An 18,795-nucleotide genomic window follows, 5' to 3' on the forward strand; every position below is an offset into this window, starting at 1 on the left:
AAGCAACGTAATTTATGGAAGCCACCGCAGCGGAACTCAAGCAACGAGAGCAAGAAGGAAAGAACGATTATGTCCTGCTGGACGTACGCGAGGACTACGAGCGGGCGGAGTTCAACATCGGAGGGATTCACGTGCCGCTGGGCCAGCTGAGTATGTCGATGGACAAGCTCACGCCCTACCGCGAGCAGGAGATCATCATCTACTGCCGCAGTGGCAAGCGCTCAGCCATGGCCCAGGAGCTGCTGCGGCAGTCGGGCTTCAAGCGGGTGCGCAACCTGGAGGGCGGCATGCTGGCCTACCAGGAGTAGTTTCGGTTACCGCTTGCGGTAGACCTTGGCTTCATAGCCCGCCGTGCGAACGCGCTCGGCGAGGGCTCCGGCTTCCGCAAAGTCGTCGGAGCGACCCACCAGGGCCACGGCGTAGGTACCGCGGTCGAAGGTAGAGAGCTCCGTGCTGTCAAAACCGGCTTTTCTGAGGTCGCGGACGCGGGTGCGGGCGTTGATCTCCTGCCGAAAGGTGCCGGCGATGACGAAGTAGTTTCCCTCACCGGAAATATCCGCACTGGGCAGCTGGCTATCATCGGCGGTGACGGGGCGCAGTTCCCGGGGAATACGTTCGGTGTCAGAACTGCTATTTTCCCGGTCTGCGGAGAATTCGAAGGAATCCTGCGCGGCTGAGTTTGGAGAATTGGTGTAGCTACCGCTATCTTGGGGCACGACCTCCCCCTGATTGGCAGCAGTAAAGGCCCGGGAAATCAGCAGTGCAAGGGCTAGCAGGCAGACGATGAGGATGACGGGAACGACAACGGATGATTTCATCTAGCGAGTGTACGGTTAGCAAGTGAACAGACTATTAACCCTAAAGAAATAACTGCCCCCCCGGTTTACGGGTACGGGCGGGAAAGATTTTTGTCAAGTGTTTGCTTTTTGGAAAGACCGTTTTTAGAGGGAGTGCCACTTAGGCACTCCCTTTTTCATGCGCTAAACCATTCCCGGGACGCGGCGTTGCCTTGTACTATGGCTGAATTTCCTTCCGTCTCCCCCCCGGATACCGCCCCGCGCGACCCCACCGCCCCCGGCCGGAAGGAAGATCACATCGAGCTGGCCTTCCGCTCGCAGGTCGATCGCCTGCAGCTCGATAAGCGCTTCGACTACGAGCCGCTCCTGGCCGCGCACCCCGCCCCCGGCAGCCTGCCCAGGATCGACTGGGGAGACAAGCAGCTGCACGCTCCCCTCTGGGTGAGCAGCATGACCGGTGGCACGGAAAAGGCCTATACCATCAACCATAACCTGGCGCGCGCCGCCGGTGAGTTTGGGATCGGCATGGGACTGGGCTCCTGCCGCGGCCTGCTCTACGACGATCACCGCTTCAAGGACTTCAACGTACGGCCCATAGCGGGCGATGCAGCCATCCTGTTTGCCAACCTCGGCGTTGCGCAGGTGCAAGTGCTGCTGGACGAAGGCAACGAGGCCATGATCGGCCAACTGGTCCGTACCCTCGACTTGGACGGGCTCATCGTGCACGTCAACCCCCTACAGGAGTGGCTGCAGCCAGAGGGTGACCGTTTTACGGTGTCTCCACTAGAGACCATCCAGGCCCTGATCGAGACCCTGCCCGATCTGCCCCTCATCGTGAAGGAAGTAGGGCAGGGGATGGGCCCCGCCAGTCTGCAGGCCCTGCTACGGCTCCCCCTCCTGGCCCTGGATACCGCCGCCAACGGGGGCACGAACTTCGCTAAACTGGAGCTCTTCCGCTCGGACGACCTGGCCCGCGAGGCCTATTCCGGACTTACGCAGGTGGGACACGGCGCGGAGGAGATGGTCCGCCAGATCAACGGACTACTCCGTTCGGAGACCGTACCGGTGGCCTGTCAGCACCTCATCGTCAGCGGGGGCGTGCAGGGCTTTCTGGACGGCTACTACCTGACGCAGATCGCTGGTCTGCCGGCCGTATACGGGCAGGCCTCGGCCTTCCTACGCTATGCCCGGGAAGACTACGGCACCCTGCGGCGCTTTGTTATGACCCAGCTGCGGGGCCTCGAACTGGCCAACGCCTATCTTCGCCCCCGGCACTAAACGACCGCCCGTGGCGCAGCAGCAGGACAAGGGACGTATCAACGGCTTCAGCAAACTCGGCAAACAACAGCGTCGGCAGTGGCTTCTAGACGCCTTTCTGGCCGGCCGTACGACCGAGGAGTTCCGCTACTTCGACGCCGGAAGCCAGGACCTGCAGCAGGTGCTCGACAACTTCAGCGAGAACACGGTCGCCAACTTCCCCCTTCCCTTCGGCGTGGCCCCCAATGTGGTGATCAACGGTACGACCTACGTGGTGCCCATGGTCATCGAGGAGAGTAGCGTGGTGGCCGCCGCCAGCAGCGCCGCCAAGTACTGGGCCACGCGGGGCGGCTTTCGGGCCGAGGTGATCGCTACCGAAAAACTGGGGCAGGTACACTTCCGCTGGTCGGGCCGCCCGGAGCGCCGTGCCGCCCTCCTGCCTGCCCTGGAACAACGCCTGTACGCCGCCACCGCCGGCCTTACCGCCCGTATGGAAGCACGCGGCGGCGGCGTGCGCGGGCTCAGTTGGAAGCACCTGCCCGCCGTGCACCCCCAGTGCTATCAGCTGCTCGTCCGCTTCGGCACGGCAGACAGTATGGGTGCCAACTTCATCAATACCATCCTCGAAGCCTACGCCGGTGAGCTGGAACTATGGGCAGCTACCAGCGAGGAGCTCACTGCCGACGAGCGGGAGCTGGAGATCATCATGGCTATCCTGAGCAACCACACGCCCAACTGCGTGGTACGCGCGGCGGTGAGCTGCCCCATCGAGGCGATGAATATTCCCGGTGCCGGGGTCGATGCGGCGGATTTCGTGCGCCGGTTCCAGCTGGCGGTAGACATTGCCCGCCAGGATCCCTACCGCGCCGTAACCCACAATAAGGGGGTGATGAACGGTATCGATGCCGTGGTGCTCGCCACTGGCAACGACTTCCGGGCCGTAGAAGCTGCCGTACATGCCTTTGCCGCCGAAGATGGGCAGTACCGCTCGCTGAGTCGCTGCCGGGTAGTCGATGAGGTGTTCCACTTCGAGCTCACCGTACCGCTGGCCCTGGGCACGGTGGGGGGGCTGACCCGGCTGCATCCGCTGGCCGACCTGGCGCTGGACCTACTGGGCCGTCCCAACGCCGAGGAGTTGATGTGTATCGCAGCCGTCACCGGCCTGGCCCAGAACTTCGCAGCGCTACGCAGCCTGGTCACCACTGGCATTCAGCGCGGCCACATGAAGATGCATCTGCAGAATATCCTGTCGAGTCTGGAAGCCACCGTACCCGAGCGACAGCAGACGACCGACTTCTTCAACGGGCGCACGGTGAGCCACCACGGGGTACGGCAATACCTGGAGAAGTTGAGGGAAGAGATGGAACGGATCGAAGGGTAACTGCCCTTTGGTCCTTAAAGAAATGTGCCTCAGAAAGGACTCGAATCGTTGACCTACGGAGTAATCCCGACTGAGTCGGGACCGCTCCAACCAACTGAGCTACCGAGGCAACGTGTAGGACAAAAGAGAAAGGGATCAAAAACCGTAGTCTTCGATCCCTTGATCTTGAAATGCGCCTCAGAAAGGGCTCGAACCTTTGACCTACGGATTAACAGTCCGCCGCTCTAACCAACTGAGCTACTGAGGCAGTGCGCTTAAGCGGACGCAAAGCTACGCCGTCTGCCTTTATTTTGCAATCTTTGCGGCCCCAAAAAATTAAAATATGCCCCTTCTTGCTGTCGGTACGCTCGCTTACGATGATGTCTATACGCCCTACGGGGAGGTGAAGATGATTGAGGCCGGCAGCTGCTCCTACATCGCCATGGCCGCCACCCAGTTCGTGGAGCCGGTCCAGCTCGTCTCCGTGATCGGTGGCGACTACAACGACGACTTTCTGGCCGATCTCCGCCGCCGCGGGGCTGACCTGGAAGGCGTGGAGGTGATTGCCGATGGCAAGTCATTCTTCTGGTCGGGCCGCTACCACGACGATATGATGGGTCGCGACACGCTCGATACCCAGCTCAACGTACTGGCCGACTTCGACCCCAAGGTGCCACAGAGCTACCGCGCTACGGACTACATCATGCTCGGCAACCTCACCCCCGCCGTACAGGCCCGGGTGATCGACCAGCTCGACGGCCGGCCCAAGCTGATCGCCCTGGATACGATGAACTTCTGGATGGACATCGCCCTGGACGACCTTAAGGCGGTACTCCAGCGCATCGATATCCTCATCATCAACGACGAAGAAGCCCGGCAGCTGAGCGGCGAACTGAGTCTGCTTACCGCGGCGGCCAAGATCGTGGCTATGGGTCCCGAGATCCTCATCATCAAGAAGGGGGAGCACGGCGCCCTGCTGTTCAAGGAGGACGAGGTCTTCTCCGCCCCTGCGCTGCTGCTGGCCAAGGTGGTCGATCCCACGGGAGCGGGCGACACCTTCGCAGGCGGTCTGATGGGCTACCTGGCCGCTACCGACGACATCAGCTTTGAGAACCTCAAGCGGGCGGTCATCTACGGCTCGGCTATGGCCAGTTTCGTAGTGGAAGACTTCGGTACCCGGCGAATGCAGGGACTGGACCGCGGGCAGATCGACGAGCGGGTACAGCGCTTCGTGCGGCTGATGAATGTGGCCCTTTAATCAATAAACTGGCACTTGTCCCGATAGCTATCGGGACACCCCGATGGATGTAGCGCTACTGATCGAACAGGTACGGACCACCCCCCTGCTGGACTGGCTGGCGCTGGGCTGCTCGGTCGTCTACGTACTGCTGGCTAGCCGGGACCGCAACGCCTGCTGGCTATTCGCCGCCGTAGGGTCGCTGCTGTGGGCCCACCAGATGGTGGCCGTGTACAACCTCATTTCCGATGCCCTGCTCCAGGTATTCTACTTCGTGATGGCGGGGGTTGGGCTGTACCGCTGGCGCCGAAGTACCCGCTCGCGGCCGGCGGTAGAGGCGCTGGATAGCGAGGTCGTGGGCGAACTGGCAGGACAAAAACCACCGATCCTGCGCATGACGTTGGGTGAGCACCTGACGGTAGCATCGAGCGCCCTGCTGCTGGGCTATGGCCTGGCCAACTTCGTGCTTATCTACCGGGCGGATGCGGCGATGCCCTACCTGGACGGCATCACGACGGCCTTTAGCGTAGTGGCCACCTTCCTGCTCATCGCGCGGCGGTTGGAGAACTGGCTGTACTTCGTGGTGATCGACCTGGCCTATGTCTTCATTTACTGGCGCACGGAAGCCTACCTGTACCTGCTGGTCATGCTACTGTACATCGTGGTGGCGGTGTACGGCTACCTGCACTGGCGCCGGCTAGCTATACACAGTGGCCACGAGGCTGCGGCCTGAGGCGCGATTGCGAAATTCACACAGGTAGATGCCCTGCCAGGTACCCAGGTTGAGTCGGCCGGCGGTGATGGGCAGCGTGATGCTATGGCCGATCATGGCCGCCTTGATGTGGGCGGGCATATCGTCGGGCCCCTCCATGGTGTGCACGAGAAAGGGCAGGTTCTCCGGTACCAGTTGGTTGAAGACGGATTCGAAATCGGTCAGCACGTCGGGGTCTGCCGCTTCATTGACGGTGATGGCAGCTGAGGTGTGCTGGATGAACAGGTGCAGCAGGCCGGCGGCGGGCAGCGGGGGTAGTTGGTCCAGCACCTCGCGGGTCACGACGTGGAAGCCGCGGCGGTGGGCGGGGAGGCGGAAGGTGGTCTGGGTGGTCATTGGGGGGGAGGGGTAGTTCTGTAGTTTGGTAGTGCTGTAGGGGGGAGTCTGCTGTGGTAGGGGGGCGGGACAAAAGTAGGGTAGAGTGAACAGGGCGGGCCGGTTTGACCTACGAGTAGGTAGAATCATTGATTATGCAGGATACATCCAAGTTACAGGCGTATGTGTGGCGATTAGCGGCCGTGATCGGTACGGTCGTGGTGCTGTACTACGGCCAGGGGGTGGTATTACTGCTGGTCATAGCGGGGCTGATCGCCATGCTCCTCAATCCCATCGACAATAAGCTGCGCAGTTGGGGGTGGAAATCGGGCTTCGCGATCGCGGGTGCGGTGTGCGTGCTGCTGCTGTTCTTTGCCGCGCTGTTCTTTGCGGTGGGCAAGCAGGCTACCCGTTTTGCCGATAACTGGCCGAAGATCGAAGAGCGCATCAGCGAGCAGGTGGCCAAGGCTAGGGAGCAGATCGCCGTGTTGCCGGGAGGTGGCGGCGGCGGCGACACTGCCGCAACCGGTGGTGCGGCAGAAACACAGGACGGCGGGGGCACCTCGGGTAGCGTGATCAGCAGCCTGCCGATCGGGGGGAAGCAGATCACGGGAGCGCTCTCCGGTACGCTGAGTATCCTGGGTGATTTTCTGCTGATGCTGGTATACGTTGTACTCTTTTTGGCCCAGAAGGAGCGGCTGTACGAGTTCGTACTTCGCCGCGCGCCGGACACCCGCCGCGCCGAGACCAAGGAGACCATGAACGAGGCGTCGGACGTAGCCCAGAACTACCTGAAGGGGCGCCTGATCCTCATTCTGATCCTGTCGGTACTCTACGGCGTGGGCTTCAGCATCGTGGGGCTGGACTATGCGATCGTAGTGGCCGTACTGGTCGCCGTGCTCAGTATCATTCCTTACCTCGGTAACATTATCGGTGGGGTGCTGGCTATGGCCATCGCGATTGCCGGGGGCGGGGGCACGGACATGATCCTCGGGATCCTGGCTACCATGGCCGTAGCACAACTGCTCGAAAGCTACATCCTCACCCCGCTCATCGTGGGCGACGAGGTGGATATCAATCCTCTGACGACCATTGTGGCGGTCATCGCTTTCACCGTCATGTGGGGACCGGTAGGGGCTATCGTGGCCATTCCCCTGGTGGCGATCCTGCGGGTGCTGTGCATGCACGTCGAGGGCTTGAAAGATTACGCCTACCTGTTGGGGCAGGAGTAGGCAGCCCGTATCTTGCAGCCCACTTAATACCTACCATGGGCGTACTCTACACCGCTATTCAACACGCGCACTCCGGCCTGCGCTGGATCGTACTCATTCTACTGATTGCCGCTATCGCGCGCGCTTATTCGCGTCGCCGATCGGGAGTACTGTATCCCGGTAAGGACAAGCTAGCGCTCTTCGCCTTCATCTCGGTCCACCTGCAGCTGCTGCTGGGCCTGCTGCTGTTCCTATGGCTCAGCCCCTATGGCATTGCGGCCGACCCCCTGGAGGGTGGCGGCTCGGCGGTCGCCAAGTACTACAACTACGTCCACTGGTGGGCTATGCTACTGGCCGTGGCCATTGTTACCATCGGGTACATAAAGGCCAAAAAGCAGGCCGAGCTCAACAAGGGGTACAAGACCATCGGCGTATACTATGCCATCGGACTGTTGATCATGCTGGCCGCTATCCCCTGGCCTTTCTACTCCGGGCTGGAGAGCGTGGGCTGGTCGTAAGGCTGCCTACTCGATGTGCGGTTGCTCGATGAGCGTGTTGTCCTCCCGCTGATCCAGTACGCCGAAGCCCAGCACCTGCAGGATCAGCGACAGGGCCACGAGCAGAATGATGACGTACACGATCGTCCTTAGGGTGGATCGTTTCTTCGCGGGTCCCGACTGAGTCGGGACGGGTGCGGGGTCAGTGAGCGGCATAGCGATCGAGTAGCTTGGTTACGCTGAGGTAACACGGTTAGGTCTGCGCTGGTGCGCTCTGTAGGCTCGCGCCTTCCTGACGGCCCCTCCCGGCTCGTGCCTTGCAGGCGCGGCCCCCTGCTGGTCTGGCGCACGTGCTCTTCACTGACCCGCATGCACCGCGCCTACAAGGCACGAGCCGGAATCCCCGCATGCCCCTCCGGTTCGTGGCTTCCAGCCGCGGCTCCTTGCTGGTCTTGCATATATACTTTCTTATTGACCCGCCTACACCGCGGCAGGAAGCCACGAACCGAAATTCCCGCATGCACCGCGGCTGGAAGCCACGAGCCGGAATCTCCGCCCACACCGTGCCCACAGAGCAGGAGGAATAATCCGAATAACAAGTGTAACCTTTAGGGAGACCCGCAGTATCCCCACCAGAAGACACTCCGCTATCCGTGACGATTACCCCCGATGAGACCCTGATGCAGCACGTAGCCGCCGGGCAGCTCCAGCAGCTGGCCCCACTCTACGAGCGGTACAAGGGTCCGATCCTGGGCTTTCTGCTCAACCGTGGGGCGCTCGACCGGGCTACGGCGGAGGATCTGCTGCACGGAGTGTTCGAGCGCGTCATCACCTACCGCACGAGCTGGCGGGCGGGACAGTCGTTCCGTAGCTGGGTGTTCACCATTGCGCGTAACCTGCACCACGACCACTGCCGGGCCATGGGGCGCAACCCCGTCTGCGCGACCAGCGAGCTACCGGACCTGCCGCCGGAGCAACTGGACGACCAGCTTACCGACTACCGCCATACACTCCCAACAGCCATCAGAAAGCTGCCCGACAACTACCGCATGGTCGTAGAGCTAGCCTGGCAGCGCAACATGAAGTACGCCGAGATCGCCCACGTGCTCGGCACCACGGAAGCCAACGTCAAGGTGCGCATGCACCGCGCCTGCAAGCGGCTGCGTGCGAATTATCACAATGCCGATAAACCATGAACGACCCGCTCGACAAACTACGCCGCGAACTAGCCGCCCTGCCCGACCCGCTACCGGGCCCGGAAACGGACGAACGGTTCGCCACGATGCTGGCCGCCGAAGTCAGCCGCCACCGCCCTCCCTCCAGGTCATCGCACCTGCGCACCGCCGCCCCCTATCTGGCCGTAGCCGCTAGCCTGCTGCTTGTGTTCGGCCTGGGCTGGTCCTACGCCAAACAGGATACCGGCCGCGTAGCACAGGACCTCGCCGCCACCCGCACCCTGATGCTGGAGTTGATGCAGGACCGCAGCAGCTTCACCCGGATGCGTGCCGTGACGGCCAGTCTGGAGCTGCCATCCGCCGACCCCGAAGTGATCGAGCACCTCGGTCACCTGCTCCGTACCGACGCCAGCACGAACGTGCGCCTGGCCGCCCTGGATGCCCTGCGCCGCTTCGCCGCTAGCCCCGCCGCCCGCCGCGAAATGCTGCGCGCCATGTCCGCCGCCCCACCGCCCGCCGTGCGCGTGCAACTGCTGGAAACGCTCGTCGCCCTCCAGGAGCGGGACGTGCTGCCCTACCTGCAGGATATCATGACCAACGACAGCCTGCCGCAGCAACTGCGCGACGCGGCCGAGCTGGGCACCTTTAAACTGATCTAAACCATGACCATGCTACGACTTATACTCCTCCTCTGCCTGAGCAGCCCCCTGTGGGCCCAGCAGGACTATACCCTCGCCACCGGTAGTAAACCTATCGAATTCAAGGAGATCGACCGGCTCACCATCGTCGGTGCCACCGGCGGTGAGCTCCGGATCGAAGCTCAGCGCAACGGGGGCAAGGAAGACGAGCGCGCCGCCGGCCTGCGCCGCATCAGCGCCAGCGGTCTTACCGACAATACCGGCTTGGGCCTGAGCGTCACCGAATCCGACGGCCGCATCCTGGTGCAGCAGGTGGGTGGCGACGGTAAGGCCGTCACCGTACACGTGCCCAATACCGCCAGCGTGAGCGTAGAACAGAGCACCCACCGGGGCAACGACCTGAGCGTGCGGGACTTTACCGGCGAGCTGGACGTGAGTATGATGTACAATGACGTCAAGCTCAAAAACGTCAGGGGCCCCACCGCCGTCAGTGCCGTATACGGCGACGTCGTAGGCACCTGGGATGCAGTACCCACCCAGGAGATCCGCCTGCACTCGAGCTATTCGGACGTGGACATCACCCTGCCGGCCGCCACGAAGGCGGACGTACGGCTGAGCACCAGCTACGGGAATATGTACACCGACTTCGACATCCAGATCAAGTCGAATATGACCACCGCCGGTGCCGACGACCGGGACCGGGACAGAGAGCGCCTGCGTGACGACGAAGAGTGTAACTGCGAGGAAGCGGGGCACAGCGGGCAACTCACCGGTACCATCAACGGCGGCGGACCGCTGCTCTCCCTCACCGCGACCTACGACAACCTCTACATCCGTAAAAAATAAGCACGCTCATGATACGTCCACTCCTCCTACTTCTCCTGGCCAGCCCCCTGCTGTACGCTCAGTCCGATATGACGGGCATCGAGCTAGAAGGGGCCACCGCCCTGCACCTGTCGGCCCTGTTCAGCAACGTAGAAATCCGCGAAGCCACGGGGGATGCCGTCACCGTAGAGCACGCCGTGACCATCGAGGGCGAGCCGCGCCCCGAACTGGCCAAACTGGACATCGACCGCCGCGACGGCACCATCTACGTAGACGAGGAAGGGCCGACGATGCGCGACCTAAGCAAGGTTAATAAACAGTACGGGCGGGATAGCTGCTGCAACTCCCAGGTCCGGATGATCGTGCGGGTGCCCGCCGGTATTACCGTCACCGTCGAGACCGTCTACGGCAGCGTCGACATCACCGACCTGACGGGGCTGCGGGAGGTGAAGTCTACCTACGGCGGCGTCACGGTAGCCTATGCGGACACTGGATTCCCCGCCGAGCTGGACCTATACAGCAACTACGGGGCGGTCGACCTGACCATCCCCCCGGGGCAGGCACTGCGGGTAGACTTGACTACCCAGTACGGTGAATTGCTCACCGACGTCGACCTCACCATCGACCCGGCGGCCAGCGAGCGGCGCGACTTCTACGAGCACGTCGTGGGTACGGTGGAAGGGGCGGCCCGGCCAGGGGTGGTGCGCTGCGAAGCCCCCTACGGCAAGGTCTACCTGCGGGAAGGCTGAGTGCGGTCCGGCAAGGTGTAACAATCCGCAGGTGCAACCCGTGTAGGGATCAGTCGTCCCTATCCTTATCAAACGTTTGCTCACTCCTGGTCCACTATGCGCATCACTCTACTGGTCTTACTGGCTACCCTGACGGCCCTGCTTCCCGCACAGGACACTACGGCTGCGGTCAAGTACCCCCAGAAGGTGTACCAGACCGTGCGCACCGCCGAGCCTCCCCTCATCGACGGCAGCCCTACCGAGGTCGCCTGGGAGCTGGTGGAGTGGAGCGGCGACTACATCCAGTACAGTCCCAACCCGGATAATCCGCCCACCCAGCAGACCTTTCTCAAGATCCTGTACGACGACCGCAACCTCTACGTGGCATACCGCTGCCTGGACAGCGAGCCGGCAAAGATCGAAGCGCGGATGGGCCGCCGCGACCAGTTTCCCGGTGACTGGGTGGAGCTCAACATCGACAGCTACCACGACAAGCGCACAGCCTTTTCCTTTACCGTCTCGGCCTCGGGCGTGAAGGGCGATGAGTTCATCTCCAACGACGGCAACAACTGGGACAGCTCCTGGAACCCCATCTGGGAGACCCGCACCCAGATCGACTCCGCCGGCTGGACGGCCGAGCTGCGTATTCCCCTATCGCAGCTGCGGTTCTCGGCCGGTGCCGACCAGGTGTGGGGCATTCAGTCTACCCGCACCGACTTTCGCATGGACGAGCGCTCCATCTGGCAGCCGCGGGACCGCAATGCCAGCGGGTGGGTCAGCCGCTTCGGTGAGCTGCGCGGACTCAAGGACCTCAAACCGCGCCGCAACGTCGAACTACAGCCCTACGTGCTGGCGCAGCACTCGACCTACCCCGCCGAGGAGGGCAACCCCTTCGTGGATGGGGCGGACAGCCGCTTCTCCACCGGCCTGGACGCCCGCATCGGTGTGACCAACGACCTGACGCTGGACCTTACGATCAATCCCGACTTCGGGCAAGTTGAAGCTGACCCCGGCGCCCTGAACCTGGACGGCTACCAGATCTTCTTCCGCGAGCAGCGGCCCTTCTTCGTGGAGGGGCAGAACATCTTCGACTTCAGCCTGAGCAGTGCCGAGGCGGGCGGCAGTCATACCTCCGATCAGCTGTTCTACTCGCGGCGGATCGGCAGCTCCCCGGCCCGCTTCATCGGCTCCGACGGCGGCCGCTCCTACTACGTGGACCAGCCCGACAACACCACGATCCTGGGGGCGGCTAAGTTTAGCGGCAAGACCCAGTCGGGCCTGTCCGTAGGCCTGCTGCAGAGCACCACCCAGCGCGAACTCGCTACGATCGACGACCGGGGGGAGCGTAGCGAGGAGGTCGTAGAACCCCTGACCAACTACCAGGTGGGGCGCATCCAGCAGGACTTCCGCGGCGGCGACACCTACGTGGGGGCCATCTTCACGGGGGTACAGCGGAGTATGGACGACGACCCGGAGCTCAACTTTCTGCACCGGCGTGCCTACTCGGGGGGCGCCGACTTCGTGCACCGCTGGAAGGACCGCGCCTGGTACCTGGCGGGCAATACCGTGCTGAGCTCGGTCAGCGGTAGCCAGCAGGCTATCCTGAATACCCAGACTGGTTTCGAGCACTTCTTCCAGCGCCCCGACGCGGAGCACCTGGAAGTAGACAGTACCGCTACAAGCCTCAACGGCAGCAGTGGGATGCTTAAGGTGGGCAACCTGGCCGGCAACTTCATCTTCGAGTCGGGGGCCACCTGGCGTTCGCCCGGCTTCGAGATCAACGACATCGGCTTCATGCGCAACGCCGACGAGATCAACTACTTCGGCTGGGCGGCGCGGCGGTGGCAGGAGCCCTTCTCGATCTTCCGCCGCTTCCAGATCAACGGCAACTACTACGCCACTTTCGACTTCAGCGGCGAGTCGCTCTACCAGGGCATCAACACCAATAGCCACGCCAACTTCACCAACTTCTGGCGGGTGGGCGGCGGCGGCACCTACCTGCTACAGCGCGCCTCCAAAACGGACCTGCGCGGCGGACCAGTATTGCGGCGGAGCGCGGGTGCGGAGTACTTTGGCTACGTGTCTAGCGATAGCCGCAAGAAGGTGGTGGCCTTCTTGAATCACTACGGTTACACGGCCTTCGACGCCAGCGAACGGCAGAGCTCCTACTACGTACAGGCCAACTGGCAGGCGATGGATGCGCTATCCCTGAGCTTGTCGCCCAGCTACACGCGCTTCCAGCGGGCGGATCAGTACGTAGACCAGCTCGAACAGGCGGACGGCAGCACCGAATACATCGTAGGCCTGGTGGACCAGCGCACCCTCAGCGCCACCCTGCGGCTGAACTACAATCTCACCCCGGACCTCACCCTACAGTACTACGGGCAGCCCTTCGTGAGCCGGGGCACCTACACCAACTTCAAGCGCTTCACGGGGCGGGGGCAGGCCCCTACGTTCGGCGACCGCTTCGAAGTGTTTGCGCGGGAGGCGGTGCAGTTCGACACTGAGGTGGGCCGGTACCGGGTGGACGGCGACGAGGTCATGGAGTTCGGCGATCCCGACTTCAACTTCGTCCAGTTCCGCTCCAACCTGGTGGCCCGCTGGGAGTACCGGCCCGGCTCGGAGCTCTTCCTGGTGTGGTCGCAGGGCGCTACGGCCAACGACGATCCCGCCCGCGGAGTGGTGTCCTCGCTGGGCAGTAACATCTTCTCCGAAGAGACCCGCAATAATTTCCTGATAAAGATGACCTACCGCTGGCTCCGCTAAGGGGCTCGAAAGATCTTTTTTGTGCTAGTTGATTAAGTATTTAGGGTAACCAATCGGTGCGCGCCGATTGGTTCCTTTGTTATGGGAGGTGCCCGGCTGGATCTTGTGCTACTACGTAGCAGCTTACTCCTCGATCACGTACGTCTTCCGCTCCGGCCCGATCCCCTTCAACGTCAAGGAGGTCCACTGCGCGGGTAGGGCCGTTGGGCCCTGCGTGATGCCCGCGTCGGTCAACTGTAAGCCACCGAAGCCGAATAGCACGGTTTGCAGCATCCCCCCGGCCCCGGTAGCAAAGTAGGAGTAGTTGGAGGTAGCCACCTCCGAGAGTGCCCCGAAGGGCGGCTGCGAATTAGGTACGTAGCTTTCCTTGAATAGGCGAAAGGCATTGTCCGTATCACCCATCCGGGCGTACAGGATGGCGAAGATCGACTTGCCCATGGCCGGCCCTTCCGGGGATATCTTTGGCTCGTAATAGCGTAGGTCGCGTAGAATAGCGGCGGAGTCGGTCACTACTTCTAATGGGTAGGAGAGTAGGTTGACATCCGCCTGTTTGATGATGGCACCGTCGTAAGCGGCGTGCTCCTTGGTCGTGCCGTCCGCCATTCGGAGGATGCGGATACCCGTGCCTACCCGTTCCCACTGCGGATCCGGCACTTCGCCAAGTTCCCGTGCCGCACGGACGGCGTAATCGAGGGCCGTGATGGCCGCTCCGTTCGTGAAGGCATTATCGTCTACGTTGGGTGCGAATTCATTAGCCCCCACTACGTTTTTGATCGAGTAGGTCCCGTCGGCATTGGCCGTCACGCGGCTTACCCAGAAGTCCGCTGCTGCTCTGATGACCGGGTAGCCCTTTTCACGGAGCCACTGTTTATCCTTGGTCACGCGGAAGTAGTTCCAGAAGGCGATGGCGATATCCGCCGTTATGTGGTGCTCGAAGGGGCCAGTGAGGGCAAACGGAGGGGTAGCCTCCTCGCCGGTATCATCGCTCTCCCAGGGGAACATCGCTCCGCGGTAGCCGTAGTTGCGGGCGCGCTGTACGGCCTTGCCCAGCCGGTCGGACCGGTAATTCACCAGCGACCGCGCAATATCCTGATTGAACAGCAGGAGTGGGGGGAACATCCACAGCTCCGTATCCCAGAAGATGTGGCCGTTGTAGGGCGTCTGTAAGGAGAGGCCCATGGGCGCGATGCTGAGGTCGGAATCCCCCCGGCCGAAGGCGTACAGGTGGTACAGGGCCAGGCGGACGTCGAGCTGGAATTGCGGGTCGCCTTCGATCTCGATGTCGCCCCGCCACAGATCGGCCCAGGCGGCCTCGTGCCGATCGATCAGTACGTCCCGGTCGTTGAGTAGGTTGTAGATGATCATGCGGTCGGCCTCCGATTTGGGGTCCGCAAAATCTTTGCTGGTACACTGGGCGCCCGTCCAGGCAAACTCCAGTTGCTCACCGCGGGGAAGCCTCATTTCCCATTCGAGGGTGTTTTCGTAGGGCGAGACGATGCGGTGGGTCAGCTCCGGCCGCTCGTCCTCGCGCGAAGAGTTGATGGCGTGCCAGATGAAGGTGCCGCCCGCCGCCACGAGGTGTTTTCCGAAGGGGCTCAGGGCTTTGGATTGCAGAATAGGCATGGTAGTTTCCACGTCGCGCAGTACTTCGAACGATTGCTCCGGAAGCTGGTATTCCTCCGGTGTCATGATCTTGCCGACTACCCGCAGATCGATGTCTTCCCGCGCCTCGACCGCCACATCGAAGTACCCGCTGTAGGGGATATTGCGCAGGGCGTATACCGTGTAGTGGATCGTGGCTTTGCCTTCGACGTCGAAACTCGTGGTCAGTGCTGCCCGCTGCATATCCATCGTCTGCGACCAGTTGGTAATGTTCTCACTGCTGATTGGCTCGCCGTCGATGTACAGGTCGATGTTGCCGAAATTCATTCCGTGCAGCACCTGGCTGACGAGCGTATGGGAATCGACGTCGTACACATTGTTCAGCACTACGTGCTGGATCTGTAGCGGTTCGGCGGAACTCAGCAGGCCGATCCGGCCGTTGGCGAGTGCGATACCGGTGTAGTCTGTGCGGTCTTCGGTGTGTATTTGCCAGCCGGGGTCGGGATCGGCGTTCTGGGCGGTCACGGCTAAGTAGGGACACATACACAGGAGGAGGGGCAGTAGAAATCGCATAGCGGTTAAGGTACGCGTGGTAAAGTAAAGGTCATGATGCCTCCTGAGAGATATGGTATGGCAACACCGGCACGTCGTCAAAGCGTACACCAGTAACTACCTAGGGTAAGGGATAGACGAGGTCGGCTAAGCGTACCTTTACGCCCCATGCCCACCCTCTACCCCCGCGACAATCGGATAAAGCCGTTCGCGGAGACTGGAATGACGCGGAAAAACTGGACGCGCGTTATTTTGCTACGAACAGTTGAACACGATGGACACCAAATTGGCATTAACTGGCATCTCTGGAGTAAAATGGTTCGAGTACTTCTTGCCGCCTTGTCACTCATTTTGTTATTCGGCTCGTGTTCCGCGGACCCGAACACCGAGCAAGTACCCTGGCAATCGGCGTCTTTCGTAGACCCTATTCCCACTACGATCACCTTCGTAAATGCTGGATCAAGCGCCCGCGAAATCAGTGGAAGGGTGCAGGATTACCACCTTGACCTTGGAGTAATTCTGCCAGATAGCCTTCAGCCGGGTGACTCCATTAGGGTGGCCTTAGACCTCTACCGGCCACGGTATGTCTTCTACCAATCGGAGTACAATGTTAACCTGCGCATGGTGCTTCCGGGACTCGATCGCGTACTCGTACACACCGATTCCGAAATGGTGGAAGTTGGACACTACGCCTTGGAGTACGCCTACATAGATCGCGTGATACTTCCACTCAACCTGATTGGACGTCAGCCTCCAACGGAAACCAATCTGGTGAAATTACAGCAGGCTCATTTTCAAAATGCTAAGGCACATTTTGATACAGTTACCATTCCTGAGGGTTTACCAAGTTACATTCCATCTCTACTTCTACGTACGCTAGAACTTGCGTCATTCTTTGAAAGTACGATGTCACATAACTATCACCTGTTCTTTTTGGAAGATACCGTTCCGGTTCCCGCCATAATGTTGGACTCAATAGAAAGTTTACTGGCGCAGGAAGCTTACTACCAAAGCCCTACCTATACAGACGTTATGATAAACTGGGCGCAGATTGTGGCCGAAGAAAATTATGATACGAGCTACGGCAGTTCGACTAATTTGATGACGGCCCGGGCCAATGCTTACATCAAATTTCCCATCACCTCTCGCCGGGCGGATGCCATAGCCGACCACCTGGCAGGTTTAATCGTTGATCAACGGGTGTACCTGAATAAAGAGGAGAACATCCTGAAGTTGAAGCAACACCTGCCACCCGCACATCTTGTTACAATAACTGACCTGGAGCGATCAACCATTGCACGTTCAACCTCAATCGAAGGGCTACAGCAATTTTTGGAAAGCAAGTGGGAGATTCCAAACGGTAGCCAGCAGACTATTGGGAAAAAAGGGGAGATGAAGTTCCGGTTGCTGAAGTTTTGGTTTGCTGGATGCATGCCCTGCCTAAAGGAACAACCTCACGAGCAGAAATTTCTTACCGAACACCCGGAGGTAGAGCTGATCTACGTGGCACACAGTACGCGTCCGGACACCTGGAAGAGCTATTTGGAAGAGCACCGCCCACCTACGCAACGTCAGTACCTTATCCCGCATGCAGGCTTAAAGGATGTCGTTGCCGCCGCAGGAACCACCGGAGCCCCCACCTATGTACTGGTAGATTCCGATGGTTCTCCAGTATGTCAACCGTGTCCAAAACCAAGCGATCCGCTGCTTAGCGATTTTGTCAGTCAAAACTGACGCTGCGTGATATTCGGGATAGTGGTCGATAAACCGACAGAGTCTATAACCTAAGGGCGGGTGACCCCTATCCCAGCCTGTACCTTTACGCCCCATGCCCACCCTCTACCCCCGCGACACCCTCAACTTCCTGCGCAAGCTCACCCCCCGGCGGGTGATCAACGCCACGAAGGTCACGGCCAGCTACTACGCCACGCGCTGGCTGCAGCGGCCGGTGGTGTGGGGCAAGCCCTTTACCGTCAGCTTCGAGCCCACCACGGCCTGCAACCTGCGCTGCCCGGAGTGCCCGAGCGGACTACGGGAGTTCACCCGGCCCACCGGCAACCTGAAGGCCGACTTCTTCCGCCGCACCCTCGACGATATCGCCGACCGGCTGCTGTACCTCATTTTTTACTTTCAGGGGGAACCCTACATCAACCCCGACTTCCTGGATATGGTGAAGGAAGCCAGCGACCGCGGCGTGTACACCATCACCTCTACCAACGGCCACTTCCTCAACGACGCCAACGCTAAGCGGACCATCGAGAGCGGTCTGGACCGACTCATCATCAGCGTAGACGGTACCACCCAGGAGGTGTACGAGCAGTACCGCAAGGCCGGTAAGCTCGAAACCGTCCTACAGGGCGCGCGCAACCTCGTGAAGTGGAAAGCCGAACTGCAATCGCCCACCCCCCACCTTATCTTTCAGTTCCTGGTCGTGAAACCCAATGAGCACCAGATGGCCGACGTCGTGCAACTCGCCGACGAGATCGGTATCGACGAGGTGAAGTTCAAGTCCGCCCAGCTGTACGACTACGAGCACGGCAACCCCCTCATGCCCGAGCAGGAGCAGTACGCCCGCTACTACAAGAAGGGGGACGGTACCTACGGCATCAAGAATAAGCTGCAGAACCACTGCTGGAAACTCTGGCACAGTTGCGTCATCACCTGGGACGGCCTGGTTGCCCCCTGCTGCTTCGATAAGGACGTGACCCACCGACTCGGCGACGTGAAAACGGACAGCCTGCACGACGTCTGGGAAGGCGCCGCCTACGACGACTTCCGTACCAAGCTGCTGAAGGGAAGGTCGGAGATCGACATCTGCCAGAACTGTACGGAGGGGTGCGAGGTGTGGCTGGGGGCTGAGGTGTAGGTAGGTTTAAACACGGAATACGCGGATTGTCTTCACGGATCTACCACGGATCGTAGGTCCGCCAAACCGATGAATCCGTGCCCCAAATCCGTACAATCCGTGTTTAACCACCCCACAAAGCAGCAATTAGTAGAAAATCTTACGTCCCCCCTGTAACATCCCCCCACTTTGGCCCGTGTACCCCGCAAACGTACCAC

Annotated in this window: 18 protein-coding genes and 1 tRNA gene; 14 read left to right on the top strand and 5 right to left on the bottom strand. The window is 60.9% G+C overall.

The genetic code is table 11. The features are described from left to right. The first annotated feature begins 14 nt into the window (after nucleotides 1-14). Nucleotides 15-308: a rhodanese-like domain-containing protein gene (locus tag MJQ68_RS00400; protein WP_238748988.1), complete on the top strand. Its 294-nt coding sequence runs from the start codon at nucleotides 15-17 to the stop codon at nucleotides 306-308. A 6-nt stretch (nucleotides 309-314) separates the two neighbouring features. On the opposite strand, the gene MJQ68_RS00405 is transcribed toward MJQ68_RS00400, so the two are convergent. Beyond that, nucleotides 315-818 carry an SPOR domain-containing protein gene (locus tag MJQ68_RS00405; protein ID WP_238748989.1) on the bottom strand — a complete coding sequence of 168 codons (504 nt, stop codon included), beginning with the start codon at nucleotides 816-818 and terminating at the stop codon, nucleotides 315-317. Nucleotides 819-1,016: 198 nt separating this feature from the next. Here MJQ68_RS00405 and MJQ68_RS00410 point away from each other — a divergent pair, with 198 nt between their 5' ends. Together MJQ68_RS00410 and MJQ68_RS00415 are read left to right on the top strand one after the other, a co-directional pair. Beyond that, on the top strand, nucleotides 1,017-2,075 hold the full coding sequence (locus MJQ68_RS00410) for a beta/alpha barrel domain-containing protein (RefSeq protein WP_238748990.1): 1,059 nt from the start codon (nucleotides 1,017-1,019) through the stop codon (nucleotides 2,073-2,075). Between the two features lie 10 nt (nucleotides 2,076-2,085). Further along, on the top strand, nucleotides 2,086-3,435 hold the full coding sequence (locus tag MJQ68_RS00415; protein WP_238748991.1) for a hydroxymethylglutaryl-CoA reductase: 1,350 nt from the start codon (nucleotides 2,086-2,088) through the stop codon (nucleotides 3,433-3,435). A 173-nt stretch (nucleotides 3,436-3,608) separates the two neighbouring features. Here the strand turns inward: MJQ68_RS00415 and MJQ68_RS00420 are convergent. Continuing rightward, a tRNA-Asn gene (locus MJQ68_RS00420) sits at nucleotides 3,609-3,682 on the bottom strand. Between the two features lie 75 nt (nucleotides 3,683-3,757). Between MJQ68_RS00420 and MJQ68_RS00425 the strand changes: the two genes are divergently transcribed. Then, the gene (locus tag MJQ68_RS00425; RefSeq protein ID WP_238748992.1) at nucleotides 3,758-4,672 is read left to right on the top strand and encodes a PfkB family carbohydrate kinase; all 915 of its coding nucleotides are present in this window, start codon (nucleotides 3,758-3,760) and stop codon (nucleotides 4,670-4,672) included. 97 nt (nucleotides 4,673-4,769) lie between these two features. Continuing rightward, nucleotides 4,770-5,384 carry a nicotinamide riboside transporter PnuC gene (gene pnuC / locus MJQ68_RS00430; RefSeq protein WP_406612750.1) on the top strand — a complete coding sequence of 205 codons (615 nt, stop codon included), beginning with the start codon at nucleotides 4,770-4,772 and terminating at the stop codon, nucleotides 5,382-5,384. Here the strand turns inward: pnuC and MJQ68_RS00435 are convergent. Then, entirely contained in the window at nucleotides 5,349-5,759 is a 411-nt protein-coding gene (locus MJQ68_RS00435) for a secondary thiamine-phosphate synthase enzyme YjbQ (RefSeq protein WP_238748994.1), read from the bottom strand. The two genes, pnuC and MJQ68_RS00435, sit on opposite strands and share 36 nt — an antisense overlap. A gap of 134 nt (nucleotides 5,760-5,893) precedes the next feature. Here MJQ68_RS00435 and MJQ68_RS00440 point away from each other — a divergent pair, with 134 nt between their 5' ends. After that, nucleotides 5,894-6,970 (top strand): AI-2E family transporter, encoded by a 1,077-nt coding sequence (locus tag MJQ68_RS00440; RefSeq protein WP_238748995.1) that lies wholly within the window; start codon nucleotides 5,894-5,896, stop codon nucleotides 6,968-6,970. A gap of 35 nt (nucleotides 6,971-7,005) precedes the next feature. After that, complete coding sequence (locus MJQ68_RS00445; protein ID WP_238748996.1) at nucleotides 7,006-7,467, top strand: cytochrome B; 462 nt, start codon at nucleotides 7,006-7,008, stop codon at nucleotides 7,465-7,467. 6 nt (nucleotides 7,468-7,473) lie between these two features. On the opposite strand, the gene MJQ68_RS00450 is transcribed toward MJQ68_RS00445, so the two are convergent. Further along, complete coding sequence (locus MJQ68_RS00450; RefSeq protein WP_238748997.1) at nucleotides 7,474-7,662, bottom strand: hypothetical protein; 189 nt, start codon at nucleotides 7,660-7,662, stop codon at nucleotides 7,474-7,476. 437 nt (nucleotides 7,663-8,099) lie between these two features. Between MJQ68_RS00450 and MJQ68_RS00455 the strand changes: the two genes are divergently transcribed. From MJQ68_RS00455 to MJQ68_RS00475, 5 genes are all read left to right on the top strand, one after another. Next, nucleotides 8,100-8,642, top strand: coding sequence for an RNA polymerase sigma factor (locus MJQ68_RS00455; RefSeq protein WP_238748998.1), 543 nt, complete (start codon nucleotides 8,100-8,102; stop codon nucleotides 8,640-8,642). Continuing rightward, the gene (locus tag MJQ68_RS00460; protein ID WP_238748999.1) at nucleotides 8,639-9,280 is read left to right on the top strand and encodes a HEAT repeat domain-containing protein; all 642 of its coding nucleotides are present in this window, start codon (nucleotides 8,639-8,641) and stop codon (nucleotides 9,278-9,280) included. Before MJQ68_RS00455 ends, MJQ68_RS00460 begins: the two co-directional genes overlap by 4 nt. A 9-nt stretch (nucleotides 9,281-9,289) precedes the next feature. Beyond that, nucleotides 9,290-10,105 carry a DUF4097 family beta strand repeat-containing protein gene (locus tag MJQ68_RS00465; protein ID WP_238749000.1) on the top strand — a complete coding sequence of 272 codons (816 nt, stop codon included), beginning with the start codon at nucleotides 9,290-9,292 and terminating at the stop codon, nucleotides 10,103-10,105. A gap of 8 nt (nucleotides 10,106-10,113) precedes the next feature. Continuing rightward, on the top strand, nucleotides 10,114-10,833 hold the full coding sequence (locus MJQ68_RS00470; protein WP_238749001.1) for a DUF4097 domain-containing protein: 720 nt from the start codon (nucleotides 10,114-10,116) through the stop codon (nucleotides 10,831-10,833). A gap of 96 nt (nucleotides 10,834-10,929) precedes the next feature. After that, nucleotides 10,930-13,578 carry a DUF5916 domain-containing protein gene (locus MJQ68_RS00475; protein ID WP_238749002.1) on the top strand — a complete coding sequence of 883 codons (2,649 nt, stop codon included), beginning with the start codon at nucleotides 10,930-10,932 and terminating at the stop codon, nucleotides 13,576-13,578. A gap of 123 nt (nucleotides 13,579-13,701) precedes the next feature. Here the strand turns inward: MJQ68_RS00475 and MJQ68_RS00480 are convergent, their stop codons facing one another. After that, on the bottom strand, nucleotides 13,702-15,753 hold the full coding sequence (locus MJQ68_RS00480; protein ID WP_238749003.1) for a glycosyl hydrolase family 95 catalytic domain-containing protein: 2,052 nt from the start codon (nucleotides 15,751-15,753) through the stop codon (nucleotides 13,702-13,704). A gap of 147 nt (nucleotides 15,754-15,900) precedes the next feature. On the opposite strand from MJQ68_RS00480, the gene MJQ68_RS00485 reads away from it, so the two are divergent. Further along, entirely contained in the window at nucleotides 15,901-17,466 is a 1,566-nt protein-coding gene (locus MJQ68_RS00485) for a TlpA family protein disulfide reductase (RefSeq protein WP_238749004.1), read from the top strand. Nucleotides 17,467-17,560: 94 nt separating this feature from the next. Beyond that, on the top strand, nucleotides 17,561-18,598 hold the full coding sequence (locus MJQ68_RS00490; RefSeq protein WP_238749005.1) for an SPASM domain-containing protein: 1,038 nt from the start codon (nucleotides 17,561-17,563) through the stop codon (nucleotides 18,596-18,598). The last annotated feature ends 197 nt before the right edge of the window (nucleotides 18,599-18,795 follow it).

The organism is Neolewinella maritima (assembly GCF_923081025.1).
GTDB classification, from domain to species: domain Bacteria; phylum Bacteroidota; class Bacteroidia; order Chitinophagales; family Saprospiraceae; genus Neolewinella; species Neolewinella maritima.

What these genes read in the sequence shown, in the direction of transcription:
- MJQ68_RS00400 (WP_238748988.1), top strand. Translation starts at nt 15, where the DNA reads ATGGAAGCCACCGCAGCGGAACTCAAGCAACGAGAGCAAGAAGGAAAG.
- MJQ68_RS00485 (WP_238749004.1), top strand. Translation starts at nt 15,901, where the DNA reads ATGCCCACCCTCTACCCCCGCGACAATCGGATAAAGCCGTTCGCGGAG.
- MJQ68_RS00475 (WP_238749002.1), top strand. Translation starts at nt 10,930, where the DNA reads ATGCGCATCACTCTACTGGTCTTACTGGCTACCCTGACGGCCCTGCTT.
- MJQ68_RS00425 (WP_238748992.1), top strand. Translation starts at nt 3,758, where the DNA reads ATGCCCCTTCTTGCTGTCGGTACGCTCGCTTACGATGATGTCTATACG.
- MJQ68_RS00435 (WP_238748994.1), bottom strand. Translation starts at nt 5,759, where the DNA reads ATGACCACCCAGACCACCTTCCGCCTCCCCGCCCACCGCCGCGGCTTC.
- MJQ68_RS00490 (WP_238749005.1), top strand. Translation starts at nt 17,561, where the DNA reads ATGCCCACCCTCTACCCCCGCGACACCCTCAACTTCCTGCGCAAGCTC.
- MJQ68_RS00480 (WP_238749003.1), bottom strand. Translation starts at nt 15,753, where the DNA reads ATGCGATTTCTACTGCCCCTCCTCCTGTGTATGTGTCCCTACTTAGCC.
- MJQ68_RS00405 (WP_238748989.1), bottom strand. Translation starts at nt 818, where the DNA reads ATGAAATCATCCGTTGTCGTTCCCGTCATCCTCATCGTCTGCCTGCTA.
- MJQ68_RS00450 (WP_238748997.1), bottom strand. Translation starts at nt 7,662, where the DNA reads ATGCCGCTCACTGACCCCGCACCCGTCCCGACTCAGTCGGGACCCGCG.
- MJQ68_RS00410 (WP_238748990.1), top strand. Translation starts at nt 1,017, where the DNA reads ATGGCTGAATTTCCTTCCGTCTCCCCCCCGGATACCGCCCCGCGCGAC.
- MJQ68_RS00460 (WP_238748999.1), top strand. Translation starts at nt 8,639, where the DNA reads ATGAACGACCCGCTCGACAAACTACGCCGCGAACTAGCCGCCCTGCCC.
- MJQ68_RS00440 (WP_238748995.1), top strand. Translation starts at nt 5,894, where the DNA reads ATGCAGGATACATCCAAGTTACAGGCGTATGTGTGGCGATTAGCGGCC.
- MJQ68_RS00445 (WP_238748996.1), top strand. Translation starts at nt 7,006, where the DNA reads ATGGGCGTACTCTACACCGCTATTCAACACGCGCACTCCGGCCTGCGC.
- MJQ68_RS00465 (WP_238749000.1), top strand. Translation starts at nt 9,290, where the DNA reads ATGCTACGACTTATACTCCTCCTCTGCCTGAGCAGCCCCCTGTGGGCC.
- MJQ68_RS00470 (WP_238749001.1), top strand. Translation starts at nt 10,114, where the DNA reads ATGATACGTCCACTCCTCCTACTTCTCCTGGCCAGCCCCCTGCTGTAC.